Raw genomic sequence first — 19,362 nt, forward strand, 5'->3', positions numbered from 1 at the left:
CGCTCCGCCGCGTCCGCGGCGGACATCGTGCGACCGCGCGTGCGCGGCACGCGCCGCTCCCCGTTGCCGGCATTGCAGTGTCGCTTCCGGCGCCCCGGACGATATTTTTTCTTTCATTCGAATTTCTGTCTGTAATCATCGATGCGTTGCCACGGCAATTCAGTTGGATGCGCACGCATCAGAAAAATTGACGCATTTCCATTGAAAGAATCGGCAGAAAATTCCGTAAGAAATTAAACGGCACAATTGCATGAGAAAGACCGCACGAATTCGGCATTGCGTCGGCCCGAACGACCATTGCGCCGCGCGAAGCCGCGGTCTCCGGATGGTAAAAAATGAATGAGATAATTCGCGTCGGAAAAAAAATGGTTTTTGCAGTATCACGAATATCGGATGTCCGTCGATTGACAGTGTCGAAACTGATGCGTTTTTAGGGGAAATCGTTCATGTCGATGAAACAAATCCGCGCGGCATTGCTTGGAATGTGCATGATCCTGCTCGCGCCGGTCGCGCATGCGCAGACGCCATACACGACCGACTGGCTCGCGAACACGTTCGGCACACTGGCCGCCCACGTCGGCAACGGCGCGCGCTCGATGTGGGTCGCGCCCGAAGGCGTGATCTATACGGCCTCGCGCTGGGACGAAAACGCGGGCGGCGTCGCGATCTACCAGAACGGGCAGTCGCTCGGCACGATCGGCATCCACGACGAATTCCAGGGCGGCGCGATCACGGGCAACGCGACGTCGCTGTTCGTCGCCCTCGGCTACAACCGTACGTTCGGCAGCGGCTCGGTCGGCCGCTACAACCGCAGCACGAACGCGCGCGATCTGCGCATTCCGGTCAGCACGTGGACGGGCATTCAGTACGCCGACGTCATCACAGGCCTCGCGACGGCCGGCAATCTGCTGTATGCGAGCGACTTCTACGGGAATCGCGTGCGCGTCTATACGACCGACGGCGTGTGGCAGCGCGACATCGGCGTGCAAGGGCCGGGCGCGCTCGCGATCGATGCGGCGGGCAATCTGTGGGTCGCGCGCATGAGCGCGGGCGTGGTCGTCCAGTTCAGCCCGACCGGCACGCAGATGAACACGATCCAGATGGCGGCCGGGGCGCGGCCGTCGTCGCTGTACTTCGACGCATCGACCGGGCAGTTGATGGTGGGCGATCAAGGGCCCGACATGAACATCAAGATCTACGCGCTCATCGGCGTGCCGCTGCAGATCGGCACCTTCGGCGTGCAGGGCGGCTATCTGAACACGACGACGGGCGTCAAGGGGCAGGTCGGCGACAAGCGCTTCACGCGCGTGGTCGGCATCGGCAAGGATGCGGCCGGCAATCTGTACGTGCTGAACAACGCGTGGGGCGGCGGCTGGGATCTCGGGCGCAACGGCAGCACCGACATCCACGCATACAGCCCGACCGGCGCGCTGCAATGGAAACTGCAGGCGCTGAACTTCGAGGGCGCCGCCGCCCCCGATCCGGCGACCGACGGCGCGTTCTTCTATAGCGGCAACAACGTCTATACGGGCACGGCGGGCGGCACGTTCGTCGCGAACACGATCGATCCGTTCACCTATCCGAAGGACCCGCGCCTCGACATGAACGACTATCAGCGCGGCCAGCATTTCGGGCAGCTCGTGACGGTCGGCGGCAACCGGATTCTGGTCGCGTCCGGTCAGAATCCCGGCAACTTCAACTTCTATCACTTCAATCCGGCGAGCGGCTACATCGCGATTCCCGACGGCTCGATTCCCGGCAAGCCGTTCAACACGAGCCTGCAGGTGACGGCCGGCTTCGCGATCGACGGCAACGGCGACGTGTGGGCCGGGCTCGACCGCACCAACAACATCTCGCACTACCCGATGACGGGTTTCGACGCGAACGGCAAGCCTTCGTGGGGTGCGCCCGAGCAGATCCAGATTCCGCGTTCGGTGCTGCCGCTCACGCGCATCATCTACCAGTCCGACAGCGACACGATGATCCTTGCGCAGGGCATTTCGGGCAGTTGGGACTGGACCGCGATGAACGGCCATATCGAGATCTATCGAGGCTGGAAAGCGGGCAACAAAACTACGCCGAGCCTCGCGATCGACCTGACGAGCGCAAACCCGAAGTCGATCGCGGCGGCCGGCCATTATCTGTTCGTCGGCTACGTGCACACGGTGCCGAACATCGACGTGTACGACCTGAACACGGGCGGCCTCGTCACGACGCTGACGAACTCGAACCCATCGGCGATGGATGTCGGCAACGACGTCGACTCGATGTACGGCATTCGCGCCTATCTGCGCTCGACCGGCGAATACGTGATCACGAAGGACAATTACAACGGCTCGAGTCTCGTCGTGTACCGCTGGCGGCCGTGACGGACGGCGCGGGCGATTGTCGACGGCAGGCCTGACGCACCGACCTATTCTCGTTCCGGCGACGCTTCCAGCCGCTTCATCGCCTCCGCGACCTCGTTCCTGAACCGCACGAGCGCGGCCTGCTCGGGCGCGGGCGGCTGCACGGCCGCCCAGAGCATGTCGATCAGCTGCGTCGCGGTCGTTTCCGTATCGAGCTTGCGGTGCCCGAGGATCGCGTCCCACAGCACGTGCTCGATCGGGCCGAACACCATCGAGCGCAGCAGGCTCAGCGGCATGTCGCGACGCACCTGCCCGGCCGCCTGGCCGCGCGCGAGCACGCTCATCAACGGCGCCGTGTAGCGGCGCTGCAGCGCGGTGAGCTCGTCGCTGAGCGCGTGCTGCTTCGCGCGACCTTCGGACAGCACCAGCGCGCACAGCCCCGTGCCGTTCACGAGCATCAGCCGCAGATGCGTACGCACGATGAACGCGAACTGCTGCTGCACGGTCGCCTCCTGCGGCATCCCGTGCTCGAACGCCGCGATGATTTCGTCATACCAGTCGGCGATCACGCGCGCGCACAGCTCGCGCTTGCCGCGGAAGTAACTGAACACGGTCGCCTCCGACACGCCGACGCGTTGCGCGATCTCGGCGGCCGTCGCGTGCTCGTAACCCTTTTCGGCGAACACGTCGCGCCCGGCCCGCAGGATGTCCTGCACGCGCTGCTGGGATTTGCGGCCGGCGGGCGCGCGCGGCGCGTCGGCGCGCTCGGCTTTGTCGGTGGCGGTCATGGTGCGGGCGGTAGCGGCTGTCATCTCCGCATGATAACTGAGTGTCACTCAAAAAAGCTATTGACGCCCACCACGACGCCGCGCGAAACTGTGCGAAATTTCCGCAGTAATGGTCAATGAATCGGCGTATTGCCCGATTTGAGCAAAACTCAGAAATCGGCGCATGCGACGCACTTTCTGGAGACGGAGGAGACATGAGCAACCTGCCCGGCGTGCAATTCATGCTCGGTGAAGATATCGAGATGCTGCGCGATGCCGTCGCGACATTCGCGGCGAAGGAAATCGCGCCGCGCGCGGCCGAGGTCGACCGTACAGACCAGTTTCCGATGGATCTCTGGAAAAAATTCGGCGATCTCGGCGTGCTCGGTATGACGGTGGCCGAGGAGTACGGCGGCGCGAACATGGGCTACACCGCGCACATGGTCGCGATGGAGGAGATCTCGCGCGCATCGGCGTCGATCGGCCTGTCGTACGGCGCGCACTCGAATCTCTGCGTGAACCAGATCCACCGCAACGGCACCGAAGCGCAGAAGCGCAAGTATCTGCCGAAGCTCGTCTCGGGCGAACACATCGGCGCGCTCGCGATGAGCGAGCCGAATGCCGGCTCCGACGTCGTCAGCATGAAGCTGCGTGCGGACAAGCGCGGCGACCGCTACGTGCTGAACGGCACGAAGATGTGGATCACGAACGGTCCCGATTGCGACACGCTCGTCGTCTATGCGAAGACGGACGTCGACGCCGGTCCGCGCGGCATCACGGCCTTCATCGTCGAGAAGGGCATGAAGGGCTTCTCGGTCGCGCAGAAGCTCGACAAGCTCGGCATGCGCGGCTCGCATACGGGCGAGCTCGTGTTCCAGGACGTCGAGGTGCCGGAAGAGAACATCCTCGGCCAGCTCAACGGCGGCGTGAAGGTGCTGATGAGCGGCCTCGACTACGAGCGCGCGGTGCTGTCGGGCGGCCCGACGGGCATCATGGCCGCGTGTCTGGATGCGGTCGTTCCTTATATCCACGACCGCAAGCAGTTCGGCCAGTCGATCGGCGAGTTCCAGCTGATTCAGGGCAAGGTCGCCGACATGTACACCACGTTCCAGGCATGCCGCGCCTATCTGTACGCGGTCGGCCGCCATCTCGACTCGGCGGGCAGCGACCATATCCGCCAGGTGCGCAAGGACTGCGCGGGCGTGATCCTCTATACGGCCGAGAAGGCGACGTGGATGGCCGGCGAGGCGATCCAGATCCTCGGCGGCAACGGCTACATCAACGAATACCCGGTCGGCCGCCTGTGGCGCGACGCGAAGCTGTACGAGATCGGCGCCGGCACGAGCGAGATCCGCCGGATGCTGATCGGCCGCGAGCTGTTCGCGGAAACGATGTAACGCCCACGTCACGCGAACGGAGCTCCGTCGATGCCGATCATCGAATCCAAACTGAATCCGCGTTCGGAAGAATTCCGTGCGAATGCCGCGGCGCTCGAGGCGGTCGTCGCCGATCTGCGCGCGAAGATCGAGCAGCTCGCGCAAGGCGGCGGCCAGGCCGCACGCGACAAGCATCTGGCGCGCGGCAAGCTGCTGCCGCGGGACCGGATCGCGCAGCTGCTCGATCCGGGTTCGCCGTTTCTCGAGCTGTCGCAACTCGCGGCGAACGGGATGTACAACGACGACGCGCCGGGCGCCGGCATCATCACCGGCATCGGCCGGATCGCCGGCCGCGAATGCGTGATCGTCTGCAACGACGCGACGGTCAAGGGCGGCACGTACTATCCGATCACGGTGAAGAAGCACGTGCGCGCGCAGGAAATCGCCGCGGAAAACCGGCTGCCGTGCGTGTATCTCGTCGATTCGGGCGGCGCGAACCTGCCGAACCAGGACGACGTGTTCCCCGATCGCGACCACTTCGGCCGCATCTTTTTCAATCAGGCGACGATGTCGGCGGCCGGCATCGCGCAGATCGCGGTCGTGATGGGTTCCTGCACGGCGGGCGGCGCCTACGTGCCGGCGATGAGCGACGAGTCGATCATCGTGAAGAACCAGGGCACGATTTTTCTCGGCGGCCCGCCGCTCGTGAAGGCGGCAACCGGCGAGGAAGTGAGCGCCGAGGATCTCGGCGGCGGCGACGTGCATACGCGGCTGTCGGGCGTTGCCGATCATCTCGCGCAGAACGACGCGCATGCGCTGTCGATCGCGCGCAGCATCGTCGGTCATCTGGCGCCGAAGATTCCGTCGCCGGTCGCGGTACGCGAGCCGAAGCCGCCGCGCTACGACGCAGCGAGCCTCTACGGCGTGATTCCCGTCGATACGCGCAAGCCGTTCGACGTGCGCGAGGTGATCGCGCGCATCGTCGACGATTCCGAGTTCGACGAGTTCAAGGCGCGCTACGGCACGACGCTCGTCACGGGCTTCGCGCATATCTGGGGCTATCCGGTCGGGATCGTCGCGAACAACGGCATCCTGTTTTCCGAGTCGGCGGTAAAGGGCGCGCACTTCATCGAGCTGTGCTGCCAGCGCAAGATTCCGCTCGTGTTCCTGCAGAACATCACGGGCTTCATGGTTGGCCGCAAGTACGAGAACGAAGGCATCGCGCGGCACGGCGCGAAGATGGTGACGGCCGTGTCGAACGCGAAGGTGCCGAAGCTCACGGTGATCATCGGCGGCTCGTTCGGCGCAGGCAACTACGGGATGTGCGGCCGCGCGTTCGGTCCGCGCTTCCTGTGGATGTGGCCGAACGCGCGGATCTCGGTGATGGGCGGCGAGCAGGCCGCGTCGGTGCTCGCGACCGTGCGCCGCGACGGGATCGAGGCGAAGGGCGGCACGTGGTCCGCGCAGGAGGAGGAGGCGTTCAAGCAGCCGATCCGCGAGCAGTACGAGCGTCAAGGCCATCCGTACTATGCGAGCGCGCGGCTCTGGGACGACGGCGTGATCGACCCCGCGCAGACGCGCGACGTGCTCGGCCTCGGGCTCGCCGCGGCGATGAACGCGCCGATCGACGAGACGCGCTTCGGCGTGTTCCGCATGTGATGCCGGGGAGGACTGACCGATGCGATACGAAACGATCAAGGTAAGCGAAGCCGGCCGCGTCGCGACCGTCACGCTCGCGCGCCCCGACGTGCGCAACGCGTTCAACGAGACGGCGATCGCCGAGCTGACCACCGCGTTCGAATGGCTCGACGCGCACGAGGGCGTGCGCGCGGTCGTGCTCGCGGCCGAAGGCCCGGCCTTCTGCGCGGGCGCCGACCTGAACTGGATGAAGAAGATGGCGGGCTACTCGGACGACGAGAACCGCGCCGACGCGCGCAAGCTCGCACGGATGCTCGAGGCGATCCACCGCTGCGGCAAGCCGGTCATCGCGCGCGTGCAGGGCGATGCGTACGCCGGCGGTGTCGGTCTCGTGGCCGCGGCCGACATCGCGATCGCGGCCGACACCGCGAAGTTCTGCCTGTCCGAAGCGCGGCTCGGGCTGATTCCGGCGACGATCGCGCCGTACGTCGTGCGCGCGATGGGCGAGCGCGCGGCGCGCCGCTACTTCACGACCGCCGAGGTGTTCGACAGCGCGCGTGCGGCGTCGCTCGGCTTCATCCACGATGCGGTGCCGGCCGCGGCGCTCGACGAGACCGTCGCGAGGCTGGCCGCGACGCTGGTCGCGAACGGCCCCGATGCGGTGCGCGCGTGCAAGCGGCTCGTCGCCGACGTCGCGGGCCGTCCGCTCGATGCGGCGCTGATCGAGCAGACCGCGGATTGGATCGCGCGTACCCGCGCGGGCGCGGAAGCGCGCGAAGGGATCGCGTCCTTCCTGGAGAAACGCACGCCGTCCTGGCGTGACTGAACGCGCGGCGGCCGGCGCCGCCCGTGTCGCGTGACCCCAACCTTTTCCGGACGACAGCCATGTTCGACAAGATTCTGATCGCCAACCGCGGCGAAATCGCGTGCCGCGTCGCCGCGACGTGCAAACGTCTCGGGATCGCCAGCGTCGCGGTCTATTCCGACGCCGATGCGAATGCGAAGCACGTCGCCGCGTGCGACGAAGCGGTGCATATCGGCGGCTCGGCGGCCGCGGACAGCTATCTGCGCATCGAGCGCATCATCGAAGCCGCGCGCGCGACCGGCGCGCAGGCGATTCATCCCGGCTACGGCTTCCTGTCGGAGAACGAGGATTTCGCGCAGGCGTGCGCGGCGGCCGGCATCGTGTTCATCGGGCCGCCGGTCGACGCGATCGCCGCGATGGGCTCGAAGGCCGCGGCCAAGGCGCTGATGCACGCGGCCGCGGTGCCGCTCGTGCCCGGCTATCACGGCGACGACCAGAACCCGGCGACGCTGCACCGCGAGGCCGATGCGATCGGCTACCCGGTGCTGTTGAAGGCGAGCGCGGGCGGCGGCGGCAAGGGCATGCGCGTGGTCGAGCGTTCCGACGATTTCCCCGCGGCGCTCGCCTCGTGCCAGCGCGAGGCGGCGAGCAGCTTCGGCAACGATCGCGTGCTGATCGAGAAGTATCTGACGCGTCCGCGCCACGTCGAGGTGCAGGTGTTCGGCGATACGCACGGCAACACCGTGTATCTGTTCGACCGCGACTGCTCGGTGCAGCGCCGTCACCAGAAGGTGCTCGAGGAAGCGCCGGCGCCGGGCCTGTCCGACGACGTGCGCCGCGCGATGGGCGAGGCGGCTGTCGCGGCCGCGCGCGCGGTCGGCTATGTCGGCGCGGGTACCGTCGAGTTCATCATGACGGGCGACGCGTTCTACTTCATGGAGATGAACACGCGTCTGCAGGTCGAGCATCCGGTCACCGAGATGGTCACGGGGCTCGATCTCGTCGAATGGCAGCTGCGCGTCGCGGCCGGCGAGCCGCTGCCGCTGAAGCAGGACGAGCTGCGCGTGCAGGGCCATGCGATCGAGGCGCGGCTCTATGCGGAAAATCCGTCGCGCGGCTTCCTGCCGTCGACCGGCACGCTCAAGCATCTGCGGCTGCCGGACGGCGTCGACTTCGATATCGGCGCGCCCGTGCGCGTCGACAGCGGCGTGCGCGAAGGCGATGCGATCACGCCGTTCTACGATCCGATGATCGCGAAGCTGATCGTGCACGGCGCCGATCGCGACGAAGCGCTCGGCCGGATGCTGCGCGCGCTGCGCGCGTGCGAGGTAGTCGGCCTGCACACGAACGCCGGTTTCCTGCAGCGGATCGTCGCGTGCGAGCCGTTCGCGACGGCCGATCTCGACACGGGGCTGATCGAGCGCAATCACGATGTGCTGTTCGCGCCGCAACAGCCGCCGCGTGCGTCGCTCGCGCTGGCCTGCGCGGCGCTGCTCGCGCGCGAACGCGACGCGGCCGGCGACGGTTCGTCGCCGTGGAGCGCGTTGTCGGACTGGCGGCTCAACGCCGGCTATCGGCGCACGTTCGAATGGCACGCGGTCGAGCGCGAGGCTGACGTGACGGTCGCGTACGACCATGACGGCGCCGCCGCGCGAATCGCCGTCGGCGACGGCGCCGCGCAGTCGTTCGCGTGGTCGCGCGGCGCGACGCCGCTCGACTTCGACGTGTTGCTCGACGGCATGCGCAGCAGCGGCCGCGTGATCGTCGATGGCGACAGCTTCCACGTGTTCACGCAGGGCACGGCCGAAACGTTCGAGTGGCGCAACCTGCTCGCGCACGCCGGCGATGCCGAGCACGGCGGCGGCCGCCTGACCGCGCCGATGCCGGGCAAGGTGATCGCGGTGCTCGTCGAGCCGGGCCAGCGCGTCGAGCCCGGCACGCCGCTGATCGTGATGGAGGCGATGAAGATGGAGCACACGATCGGCGCGCCGAGCGCGGGCGTGGTCGCGGAAGTGCTGTATGCGGTCGGCGATCAGGTCGCGGACGGCGCGCAACTGCTCGTGATGGCGGAAGCAGAAGCTGCACGTGCGTGAGGACCGTCGGCGGTCCTCGCGCATCGGCGCGCGCGGCTGAAACGCGGCGCGCGGCGTCGCGGCGTGCGATCCTCGCGACGATCGGGCCGCCGTCGAAGCCGCGCGCCGGAACGCAGGCGCGCTTGGACCGGGCGATGCAGCGCCCGGTCGCTGCTGACGATCCATGACAGTCGGCGCGTCGATGCTCGGCTAGAATGCGAGTCGTTTTCGGCCTGCGCGGACGCGCACGCTACACTGGATCTTTCCTTTCCTGTCCCGCCGACGATGACGTCTCCTGTCCTGAACGGCCTGCGCATCGGTATCACGATCGGCCTGCGCACCCCCGACGAAAGCCTGTGGATCAACGGCATCAAGCAGAACGCGCTGTTTCTCGCGAAGCTGCTGATGGCGTCGCCGCACGGCTACCGCGTCACGCTCGTCAACACGACGGCCGTACCGCTGACCGACGCGCTGCCGTGGGATCGCCGCGTGTTCGACACGCGCGCGTTCGCCGACATGAAGGATGCGCTCGACGTGCTGATCGAGCTCGGCGGGCAGATCGACGCGGAACAGACGGCCTACCTGAAGGCGCGCGGCGCGAAGATCGTCAGCTATTGCTGCGGTGTCGAGTACATCAATGCGATGGAGTCGATCCTGTTCGGCCGGCGGCTCTGGGACACGCTGTTCATCAACCGCGGCTACGACGAAGTGTGGGCGATTCCGCAGATCGCGCCGTCGTCGCTGCCGTTCCTGCAGTCGTTGCGCCGCTGCCCGGGCCGCGTCGTGCCGTTCGTGTGGGATCCGATGTTCCTGACCGAGCGCGCGCAGTCGCTGCCGGAACACGGCGAATACCGGCCGCGCGGCGAGCGCGGCAAGCGGCTGACGGTGATGGAGCCGAATCACGACGTCGTGAAGTTCTGCGTCTATCCGATGCTGATCATCGACGAGGCGTACCGTCGCGATCCCGATGCGATCGCCTTCACGCACGTGACGAACGCGGAGCGCCTCGCGCACGAGAGCCCCGAATTCGTGATGCTGATGAACTATCTGGACATCGTGCGCGCGGGCAAGGCGAGCTTCGTCGGACGTTTCGACACGCCGGTTTTCCTCGCGGAGCTGACCGATGTGGTCGTGTCGCACCAGTGGTCGAATCCGCTGAACTATTTCTACTTCGACGTCTGCTGGCAAGGCTATCCGCTCGTGCATAACGCGAGCCTTGCGCCCGATCTCGGCTATTACTATCCCGACAACGACGTTCAGCAGGGCGCCGATGCGTTGCTGCGCGCGCTGCATGCGCACGACGACGACTGGGAAGCCTATACGCGCCGCCAGCGCGAGATTCTGCGCCGCTATACGTCGGCGAGCCCGGCGCTCGTGGCCGAATACGATGCGCTGCTCGCGAATCTGACCGGTGCGAGAACCGCGTAAGGCGCGGCGTGCCGGGCGCGGGGGCGCGCTGAAAAGGAACCGCCGGACCTCGACGGTTCGACGGCTTTCAAGGCACGAATTCGACGGTTCCGAGGAATCCGTCGAAAATCATTTTATAGGTGAACGATTCTGAAAATTTGTTAAATAGTTTTCAATCGGCAATTTTTATATAATGCGTTCGGATTGCCTGTTTTAAATTCCGGCCATTATGTCTATATATTTAATAATATCGTATTAAACGCGATAATTAGCTGGCGGTGCGAACGAGTATACGGAGTGTGGCACCTCCAAATCATCTGCGCCATGTGCAAAGCACGTCGCGGACGTGTCCCACATAATGGCACGCCGGCCGTTCGCGATGCGATTTATCCGATCAAACGCGCCGGGCCGCACGCCGGCATAATCATTCCCCTGCCGCGCATAATAACGTCCCGTTTTCTCTTCGCGATATCGAATCGAACGGTGGCGGAGCCGCGTCCCGCATTGTGTAAGCTTTCGTACAGTCCATGCAGAGCGCGTCGCGTATTTTCGGCGGATGAATACGGTTGAAAATAACGAATTCGACGGTGTGCTGAAATGGCAAGTACGCTTCCGAAGAAGATCGAAGACACGGGATGAGCCGGGTAAGCGGCGGAGCGCGATCGTTGCGCTCCGCGTGTCGCGTCGGGTCGGTCGCCAGCGGCGGCCTGCCACTAGCCGGAGCACCGGATGAATGCGGTCGAACGTCGCCTGACGGCGGACAGGGAACAGAATCGGGAAGCGAGTCGCGATGAAATCGGTAAGGTGTTCGGCGTGCCGGACGGTCCTGTCGACCTCGCTTCGGTACGCAGTTTCGTAGAAAGCCGGCTTGAATTCGTGTACGAGCCGGTGTGCCGGGCCGACCTGTCGGGCGGCGTCCTGTATGACGAATGTCTCGCGCGGCTGCGGCGCGACGCGCGCGGCGCATGGCCGCCGATCGCCTTTTTGCCGCGCCTCGAATCGCTCGGGCTGATGCGCTGGTTCGACCGGCTGGTCGTGAACCGCACGATCGATCAGCTGCGCGCCGATCCAACGGCCGTCTACGGCTGCAACATGTCCGCCTCGAGCGCGGTGATGGACGACGCGTGGCGGCCGACCTTCGCGCGGCTCGAACGCGAGCCCTCCGTCGCCGCGCGGCTCGTCGTCGAAATCACCGAGACCGGGCCGCTGAATCCGGTCGCGGGCCGCACGTTCGTGGCGCGATTCCGGCAGGCCGGATGCCGCATCGCGATCGATGACTTCGGAATCGGCTTCAGTGCACTGAACAATCTGGCGGTCGGCAACCCCGACATCGTGAAGCTCGACCGCTCGATTCTGCCGATGATCAAGCGCAACGCGATCGGGCGCTACCAGCTTCGGCGGCTCATCGCGTTCGCGCACGAGGGTGCGCGTCACGTCGTCGTCGAGGGCGTCGAAAACGAAATGGATCGGCAGATGATCGTAGAGGCCGGCGTCGCGTGGGCGCAGGGCATTCGTTTCTCATGGCGTTCGCCGGCTGCCGCATGACGGCGCACGCACGGTCGCATGGCGTCGCGTGTGCCCGCGCACGGCCGCGCGATCGCAACAGGGGCATCGGCATGGCGGGGACGAACCAGGCGGCCACGGAAGAAGCCGCGTTACCGGTAATGGATGCGCGCTCGCTCGCGGCAATCGTCGAACTGGCCGACATGCTGCGCCAGCTCGGCGCCGCGTCGTCGGGCCGGCCGATCGATGTCGCGCCGTTCCTCGACGGGTTGACGACCGTGTCCGCGCGCATTCATCGCATCAAGCCGCTCGATGCGGCCGACCGGCAACTGGCCGCGCGGCATTATTACGCCGGCGTACTGGCGGGCGCGTGCGGCGACGAGTCGGCCGTCGCGCTCGGCGTGGCCGAACGGCTGGCGCGGCTGGCCGGCGGCGCCAGCCGCGCGTCGATGCGTCGCTTCGCGGTGCTCATGCGCATCGGTCGGCTGCACGGCCGTGCGTTCGCCGCGCACTGCGAGCGGCGCGCACGCCCGTAGCGGCGCGGCCTCAGCGCCATGCGCGCGCGAAACCGCCGCGGACGATCGCCATCGTCGCCATGGCGCGATCGACCGCGTCGTCCGGTTGTCCGGCGCGCGCCGAGCGCGCGATCCGCTTGCCCCGATACAGCGCGGAGTGCGTTTCCGTTGCCTGGTGTGCGTCTGCGTTCCCGCTCGGCAGTAGTCGCACGGCCGGCAGCACGCGCGCGCCGGCGAGACGGTTATGCGCGGGGCAGGTCGTCGCGACGACGTCCGCCGCGCGTCTCGGTGCCGCGAGATCGCTGAAGTGTGCGATCGCAGGATGCCCTGCCGACGCGCTCAGCCAAGCGCGCGCCCGGCGAACAGGCGCTGCACGTGCTCGGTATGGATCCGCACGTTGTGCTCGGCGAGCGCATCGACGTGCTGCAGGCAGCGGCGTGCGGCTGCGGCGTAGTCGTCGAGCCGTTCGTCGTGCGTCTGCGCGGCGGTGGCGATCGCGCGCGCCGCATCGAAGATCTCGAAGTCCGGATAGTAGTACCCGACGTCGCGCAGGAACGCCGAGTTGTGGACGAGCGGGTAGTTGCCGTACAGCGCGTCGTAAAGCAGGTAATTGAGGCCGTTTTCCCAATGGTGCGAGACGACGATGTCGGTGTGATGCGCTGCCCACGCGACGAACGGCGCACGCACGTCGGCGGTCGCCTTGCCGTCGCGCACCATCTCGAGCCCGAGCGCGAGATGCTTGAAGGCGACGTTTTCCTTCTTGTCGAACGTGTTGGTCATGTACACGTGTTCGACGAGTTCGGGATGCTCGACATAGCACGCGTTCGCAGCGAGCATCGGCACGAGCGCGCTCTTCACGACGTTCAAATTCGGCTCGAAGAACGCGATCCGTTTCGCGCGGCCGTGATTGCGGTAGCCGAAGCGCGCCTTCAGTTCCGGGTCCGCATCGAGGCTGCGTTCGATGAAATACGGCGACCAGATGTGCGGCAGTTCGATCACCGGCGCGCGATAGACGGCCTGGAAGTACGCGGCGCACGTATGCATGTGCTGCGGGTTCGTCCAGATTTCGTCGAACTGCACGCGGTGCGGATTCGGCCGCCAGTTGTTCTTCTCGAAGTTGATCGTTTCGACGGCGATCACGTAGTCGTTGCCGAACCGGTAGGACACGCATTTGCCGCCGCGCTGCCGCACCGCTTGCGCGTGCGTCGAATCGATGAACGCGTTCATCTCGATCAGCAGGTCGGTCTGATGGATCACCGAGGAGAGCGGCCGCAGCGCATCGCGGAACGCGTCCATCATCAGCGCCTGCGGATACTCGGCGATACCGTCGTCGTGCGCGAGCCACACCTCGCCGATCAGCGGAGAACGCTTCAGCAGCATGTACAGATAGACGCAATGCTGGTTCGCGCCGTTATACCAGATCGACTGCGTCGCGTCGCGCTGCACGTTCATCGTAATCGCGACATTGATTTTCATCGGCGGCTCCGGAAGGGTCGGCGCGGCTTACTGCGCGAAAAATGCGTGCGCGCCGCGCGCGACGGCAGCGACGGCACGGCCGACCGGATATCGTTTGCAGGAGAGCAGGGGATTCGGATTCATGTTCGAGTCGGACGGCCGCGGCGCGTCACGCGTCGCGATAAAGCGCGGCGATCGCGTCCGTATACGCGGCCACGTTGTCGGGGTTGTAGATGCTGACCGAGTCGAGCACGTGCTTCGACTGCTCGCGATACGCGTCGAGGTTCGCGTCGTGCTCGGCAAAGGCCTGCAGCAGCGCGCGGCCGCCGGCCTGGCAGTCGAAGTCCGGATAGTAATACCCGGCCTTGCCGAGGAACGGCGAATTATGGATCAGCGGATAGTCGCCGTACAGCAGCTCGTAGTACAGATAGTTCTGCGCGTTTTCCCACGTGTGCGACACGACGGCGTCGCCGTACGCGGCCATGAACTCGTACACCGCGTAGCGGCTCTCGAACGTCGTGATGCCGTGGTTGACGATGTCGAGGCTCTTCGCGAAGTGCACGAAAGTCGCGTGCTCCTTCATGTGCACCGTGTTGCACACGCGCACGATGTCGAGGAACGCCGGCTGCGCGCGATACGCTTCTTCGGTGACGAGCATCGGGATGATGCTCGTCTTCACCATGCAGATGTTCGGCTCGAACATCGTCACGCGCCAGCGCGGCCGACCGGGCCGATAGCCGTACGACAGGCCGGGCCCGAGCGTCGCGCGCGCCTTATCGAACAGCATCGGATGCCAGATGTGCGGCACGATCGTCACGGGCGCGCGCAGGCCTGTCTGGTAGTAATGCAGGCACGAGCGCTCGAATTCCGGAATCGTCCATACCGCGTCGTACGGCGCGCCCGAGAACAGGAAACCCGACGGCTTGTTGAACATCGCGCGCTCGATGTCGATCACGTAGTCGTTGCCGACGCGCATCGTCACGACCTTGCCGCCGCGTTCGCGGAACGCGCGCAGATAATCGGCGCCGAACTGTGCGCTCATTTCGATCAGCACGTCGCAGCGCTGCAGCGCTTCGTCCATCGACAGCAGCGGCACGTCCCATTCGCCGAGCATCATCTGCGGATCGGCGAGCTGCTCGCCGCCGTTCACCATCACGGCTTCGGCGACGAGCGGCGACTGGCGCAGCAGCAGGATCAGCAGCAGGCAGTTCTGGAAGATGCCGTTTTCCCACAGCGACTGGCCGGCGCCGCGTACGTACAGCGACACGCCGACGACGAGACGTTTGCCGTCGCCGGACGCGTGGCGGGCAGTGGAGTCCGACATGTGCATGCTCCGGTTCAGGCGACCAGACGCGCGAGGAACGCGTCGAGGTTCGCGGGGTTGTCGATCGAGACCGCGCGCAGCAGTCGGTCGGCCTTGGCGCGATAGTCGTCGAGCCGTTCGTCGTGATGCAGCCACGCATCGAGCAGCACGCGCCCGCCCGTGGCGGAATCGAAGTCCGGATAGTAGTAGCCGGCGTCGCCGAGCAGCGGCGAGTTGTGGAGCAGCGGGTAGCCGCCGTACAGCACGTCGTAGTACAGGTAGTTCTGCGCGTTTTCCCAGTGGTGGGACACGACGGCGTCCGCATGGCGCGCCATGAAGCCCGGTAGATCGAGGCGCGGCTCGAACGTCGCCTTGTGCTGACGCACGAGATCGAGGCTGTTCGCGAAGTGCACGAAGGTCGGATGTTCCTTCATGTGCATCGAGTTGACGACGAACAGGTGCTGCACCGTATCGGGGCGCGCGCGATAAAGTTCGTCGCACACGAGCATCGGATAGTGGCAGGTCTTCACGACCGAGATGTTCGGCTCGAGCGTCGCGAGCCGCCACGGGCGGCGGCCCGGCCGATAGCCGAACGTCGCGCCTTCGGCCGCGAGCGCGGCGATGCGGCGATCGAGAAAATACGGCGACCACAGATGCGGAATCGTATAGACGGGCGCGCGCGTCAGCGTGCGCAGCAGCGGCACGTCGATCTTTTGCGACTTCTCGAGCACCCAGACTTCGTCGAATTGCGTGCCGTTGAAGATGTGACCCGACGGCTTGTCGAAGATCGGCGTTTCGGCCAGACCGCTGTACGTATGGCCGACATAGCAGGCGACGAGCTTCGCGCCGAGCGCCTTCACATGTCTGAGCCATTCGACCGGCAGCTGCGCGCCCATTTCGATCACGACGGCGATGTCGTGCGTGACGTCGGCCGGATTCACGAGCGGCACGTCGAGGCCGTCGAGATCGAGTCCGGCCGGCAGTGCCTTCGCATCGCCGCCGTTCAGGAAATAGACCGGGCCCACGCGGTCCGAGCGCTTGAGCATCATCGCGAGGAACGCGATGTTCTGATGGATGCCGTTTTCCCAGATCGCCTGGCCGTCGCGCGCGAACAGCGAGATGCCGACCGCCGGCCGTTGCTTGCGGGCGCGGCCCGAAGCGGTTTCATTGATGTCCGTCACCAGCTTTTTTCCTCTACGGCGGCGCGCGTTCGGCCGCGGCGCCGAGCGCCTCGCACGAACACGGCGCGCCGTGGATCGTCATGGTTGCGTACGCGCGAGCGGGGCAGCCGACGTGCCGCGCATGGCCCGGCGGCGCGCGCCGACGGGCCCCGCTCGGCGGCTGCGGCGATTGTGGCACGGAAGTCGCCGGTTTGTGGAGTGGGGCGGCCGTTCGCGACGGTGTCGTCGGTCCATGCGCCGCCGTCGCGCCGGCCGCCGGCCGCGGCGCGTCAGCGCTGCAGCGAGATTTCCACGCGGCGGTTGGTCGCGCGGCCTTCGGCCGTCGCGTTCGACGCGATCGGATCGGCGCTGCCGCGCCCCGTCACCGTCAGCGTGCGCGCATTCAGCCCGCGCTGCTGCAGATAGGCGGCGACGGCTTCCGCCCGTCGCTTCGACAGCGCGAGATTCGATGCGTCGCTGCCGACCGAATCCGTATAGCCGGTGACGCTGACCTGCGTGTACGAGCGGTCGCCGTATGCGTTCAGCAGCTTGTCGAGCGATGCGCGGGCGGCAGGCGTCAGCGTCGCGAGGCCGCTTGCGAACAGCGCGTCGCCGGCGAGGCTCACATGTTCGACCGCGGCGGGCGCGGGCTCGGCGGCCGGTGCGGCGTCGGCCGGCGAGACGCCGCACTGGAACACCAGCGTGGCCGGATCGCTGCCGTCGCGCAGCGCGCGCATCGTGTCGACGGCGCGCACGGATTGTTCGCCGCAGATCTTCCGCGCGGCCTTCATGCAGGTTTGCGGGCCGGACAGCAGGCCGTGGCAGTCCACCTGGAACGTCCGCACGCCATCGCGCGGCTGCAGTTCGGAGGCGCTGAAGGTCGGGCCCGATGCCGTCGAGCAGGCGGCGAGCGCCGCGCTCGACAGTGCGAGCGCAAGAGCGAGTTTGTTCACGGTTTCGTCCTCGAATCCTGAATGGACACAAGCGCGCCGCTGATCGTGCCGCGCGCATCGTGCAGCCGGCCGCCGCGACGCGGCCGGCCTCGCAGGCCGACCGCGCGGGCGGCGCGGCGCGTTACTTCCACTGGTACAGCATGCCTGCGCCGATCACCTTCTGGTTGCCGCTGAAGCCGCCGTTGATCGACGCCTTCAGGTTCTCGCTGATGCGCGCCTGCATGTTCACGGCCATCGCCTTCTGGCCGAGGAACGTCGATGCGCCGATCCCCATCCCGAAGTTGGCGTCGCGGTCGAGCTGCGGGATCGACGCCATCGCGCCGACAGCCGCGATACCCTGCTTCGCCATCTGGTCCGTCTGCTGCAGCTGCGAGCCGAGCGAGTTGATTTGCGCCTGCTGGCCCGACAACGCCGTCGACAGCGTCGACTGCACGGCCGTCAGCTGGTTCACGTTAACCGCGTCGGTGCCTTGCGTGCCCGGCGCGACGTTCGTGATCTGGCGCTGCTGCGTGTCGCTGCCGACCGACACGACGTTCGAGCGGCCGCCGTCCGTCGAATTCGCGCCGATCGCGACCGAGTTCGAGCCGGCCGCGACGACCGGACGATCGTTGCCCGTTCCGTTCATGTCGGCGGTAACGCCGTTCGTGGTGAGCGAGCGCGTCGTGTTGTTGTTCAGCGTCGTCGAGAGCTGTGTCAGCTGGTTGTTGATGTTCGTCACGCCCGTCGACAGCGACGCGACCGTGCTGTTCGTCGAGCTGAGGCCGGTCGACAGCGAGCCGATGCCGGTCGACGTCGACGTGGACAGCGACGTGAGGTTGCTGTTCGTCGCGCTGAGGCCGGTCGACAGCGAGCCGATCGCCGTCGAGGTCGACGTGGACAGCGATGCGACGGTGCTGTTCGTCGAGCTCAGGCCCGTCGACAGCGAACCGATGCCGGTCGACAGCGACGAGATGTTCGACGCGGTCGACGTGGAGAGGCTGTTGACCGCCTGGTTCGTCGCGTTGAGCTGGCTGCCGTTGATCGCGTCGGTGCTGTCGGCCGAGATCCGGCCGGCGGCGACGTTCGTGATCTGGCGTTCCGCGCCCGGCGCGCCGACGCTCACGACGCTCGTCGGCGCGCTGCCGGCGAACAGGTACGTGACGCCGCCGATCGTGGCGCTCGACGTCGGGTTCGCGTTTGCCGTAACCGAGTTGGAGCCGAGCGCGACGTCGTTCACGTTCTTCGCGACTGCGTTCGTACCGAAGGCGAGCGAACCCGCGCCGGCAGCCGTCGACGTGTTGCCGATCGCGAGCGAGCCGTCGCCGGTCGCCGTGTTGGCGTTGCCGAGTGCGACTGCGCCGGTGCCGGTCGCCGCGTTCTTTGCGCCGAGCGCGACCGCGCCGTCCCCGCTCGCGGCGTTCGCCGAGCCGATCGACACGGCCTTGCCGCCGGTCGCGGTCGCGTCGTGGCCGATCGCGACTGCGTCGTCGGACGACGCGGTCGCGCCGTCGCCGACCGCGACGCTGCTCGCGCCCGTCGCACCGGCGTTCGTACCGGCTGCGAGTGCGTTGATGCCGGTTGCGCCGTCGTTGCTGTAGTTGCCCTGCTGCGTGCCGTTGTCGTTGACGCTGTAGTAGTGCGTCTTGGCTGCCTGGATGGCGGTCGACGTCGACGTGGAGAGGGACGTGATCGAGTCGTTCGCGGTGCTCAGGCCGGTGGACAGCGAGCCGATGCCCGACGAAGTCGACGTGGACAGCGACGTGAGCGTGCTGTCGGTCGAGCTCAGCCCGGTGGACAAAGAGCCGATCGAGCTGGTGGCCGACGAGAGACCGGTCGAGGTCGAGGTCGACAGCGAAGCGAGCGAGCTGTCGGTCGAGCTGAGGCCGGTGGACAGCGAAGCGACCGAGCTGTTGGTCGAGCTGAGGCCGGTCGACAGGGAGCCGATCGAGCTGTTGGCCGAGGAGAGGCCGGTCGAGGTCGAGGTCGACAAGGACGTGATCGAGCTGTCTGCGGAGGAGAGCCCGGTCGAGAGAGAACCGATCGAGCTGTTAGCCGACGAGAGGCCGGTCGAAGTCGAGGTC

The 19,362-nt window shown here is 66.5% G+C and carries 15 protein-coding genes; 9 read left to right on the top strand and 6 right to left on the bottom strand.

Annotated features, from left to right (window positions below):
* Positions 1–191, top strand: a 191-nt coding sequence (locus HMPREF3115_RS31920; protein WP_218079211.1) for a hypothetical protein, incomplete at its 5' end; no start/stop codon positions are given.
* A 255-nt stretch (positions 192–446) separates the two neighbouring features.
* Entirely contained in the window at positions 447–2,369 is a 1,923-nt protein-coding gene (locus HMPREF3115_RS13085; RefSeq protein ID WP_006396264.1) for an SMP-30/gluconolactonase/LRE family protein, read from the top strand.
* 44 nt (positions 2,370–2,413) lie between these two features.
* On the opposite strand, the gene HMPREF3115_RS13090 is transcribed toward HMPREF3115_RS13085, so the two are convergent.
* On the bottom strand, positions 2,414–3,160 hold the full coding sequence (locus HMPREF3115_RS13090) for a TetR/AcrR family transcriptional regulator (protein WP_172488719.1): 747 nt from the start codon (positions 3,158–3,160) through the stop codon (positions 2,414–2,416).
* Between the two features lie 170 nt (positions 3,161–3,330).
* On the opposite strand from HMPREF3115_RS13090, the gene HMPREF3115_RS13095 reads away from it, so the two are divergent.
* The 7 genes from HMPREF3115_RS13095 (at position 3,331) to HMPREF3115_RS13125 (ending at position 12,452) form a co-directional block, all read left to right on the top strand.
* Positions 3,331–4,512 carry an isovaleryl-CoA dehydrogenase gene (locus tag HMPREF3115_RS13095; protein ID WP_006396266.1) on the top strand — a complete coding sequence of 394 codons (1,182 nt, stop codon included), beginning with the start codon at positions 3,331–3,333 and terminating at the stop codon, positions 4,510–4,512.
* A gap of 30 nt (positions 4,513–4,542) precedes the next feature.
* Positions 4,543–6,150 carry a carboxyl transferase domain-containing protein gene (locus HMPREF3115_RS13100; RefSeq protein ID WP_053298215.1) on the top strand — a complete coding sequence of 536 codons (1,608 nt, stop codon included), beginning with the start codon at positions 4,543–4,545 and terminating at the stop codon, positions 6,148–6,150.
* A gap of 19 nt (positions 6,151–6,169) precedes the next feature.
* Entirely contained in the window at positions 6,170–6,955 is a 786-nt protein-coding gene (locus HMPREF3115_RS13105; RefSeq protein ID WP_070554668.1) for an enoyl-CoA hydratase/isomerase family protein, read from the top strand.
* A 59-nt stretch (positions 6,956–7,014) separates the two neighbouring features.
* The gene (locus HMPREF3115_RS13110; protein ID WP_070554669.1) at positions 7,015–9,027 is read left to right on the top strand and encodes an acetyl/propionyl/methylcrotonyl-CoA carboxylase subunit alpha; all 2,013 of its coding nucleotides are present in this window, start codon (positions 7,015–7,017) and stop codon (positions 9,025–9,027) included.
* 264 nt (positions 9,028–9,291) lie between these two features.
* A complete protein-coding gene (locus tag HMPREF3115_RS13115) occupies positions 9,292–10,434 on the top strand; it encodes a DUF2827 domain-containing protein (RefSeq protein WP_006405955.1) in 1,143 nt (380 codons plus the stop codon).
* 708 nt (positions 10,435–11,142) lie between these two features.
* Positions 11,143–11,958, top strand: a complete 816-nt coding sequence (locus HMPREF3115_RS13120) for an EAL domain-containing protein (RefSeq protein ID WP_006405956.1) — start codon at positions 11,143–11,145, stop codon at positions 11,956–11,958.
* Between the two features lie 119 nt (positions 11,959–12,077).
* A complete protein-coding gene (locus tag HMPREF3115_RS13125) occupies positions 12,078–12,452 on the top strand; it encodes a hypothetical protein (protein WP_006410096.1) in 375 nt (124 codons plus the stop codon).
* A gap of 318 nt (positions 12,453–12,770) precedes the next feature.
* Here HMPREF3115_RS13125 and HMPREF3115_RS13135 read toward each other — a convergent pair whose 3' ends face one another.
* From HMPREF3115_RS13135 to HMPREF3115_RS13155, 5 genes are all read right to left on the bottom strand, one after another.
* Entirely contained in the window at positions 12,771–13,907 is a 1,137-nt protein-coding gene (locus HMPREF3115_RS13135) for a DUF2827 family protein (protein ID WP_006396276.1), read from the bottom strand.
* A 148-nt stretch (positions 13,908–14,055) separates the two neighbouring features.
* The gene (locus HMPREF3115_RS13140; protein WP_006396277.1) at positions 14,056–15,210 is read right to left on the bottom strand and encodes a DUF2827 domain-containing protein; all 1,155 of its coding nucleotides are present in this window, start codon (positions 15,208–15,210) and stop codon (positions 14,056–14,058) included.
* Between the two features lie 14 nt (positions 15,211–15,224).
* Positions 15,225–16,370: a DUF2827 domain-containing protein gene (locus tag HMPREF3115_RS13145; RefSeq protein WP_070554672.1), complete on the bottom strand. Its 1,146-nt coding sequence runs from the start codon at positions 16,368–16,370 to the stop codon at positions 15,225–15,227.
* Between the two features lie 269 nt (positions 16,371–16,639).
* Positions 16,640–17,302, bottom strand: a complete 663-nt coding sequence (locus HMPREF3115_RS13150) for an OmpA family protein (protein WP_070554674.1) — start codon at positions 17,300–17,302, stop codon at positions 16,640–16,642.
* Between the two features lie 121 nt (positions 17,303–17,423).
* Positions 17,424–19,362, bottom strand: a 1,939-nt coding sequence (locus tag HMPREF3115_RS13155) for a YadA family autotransporter adhesin (protein ID WP_176748747.1), incomplete at its 5' end; no start/stop codon positions are given.

The sequence above is a fragment of the Burkholderia sp. HMSC10F09 genome, assembly GCF_001806955.1.
GTDB classification, from domain to species: Bacteria; Pseudomonadota; Gammaproteobacteria; order Burkholderiales; family Burkholderiaceae; genus Burkholderia; species Burkholderia multivorans.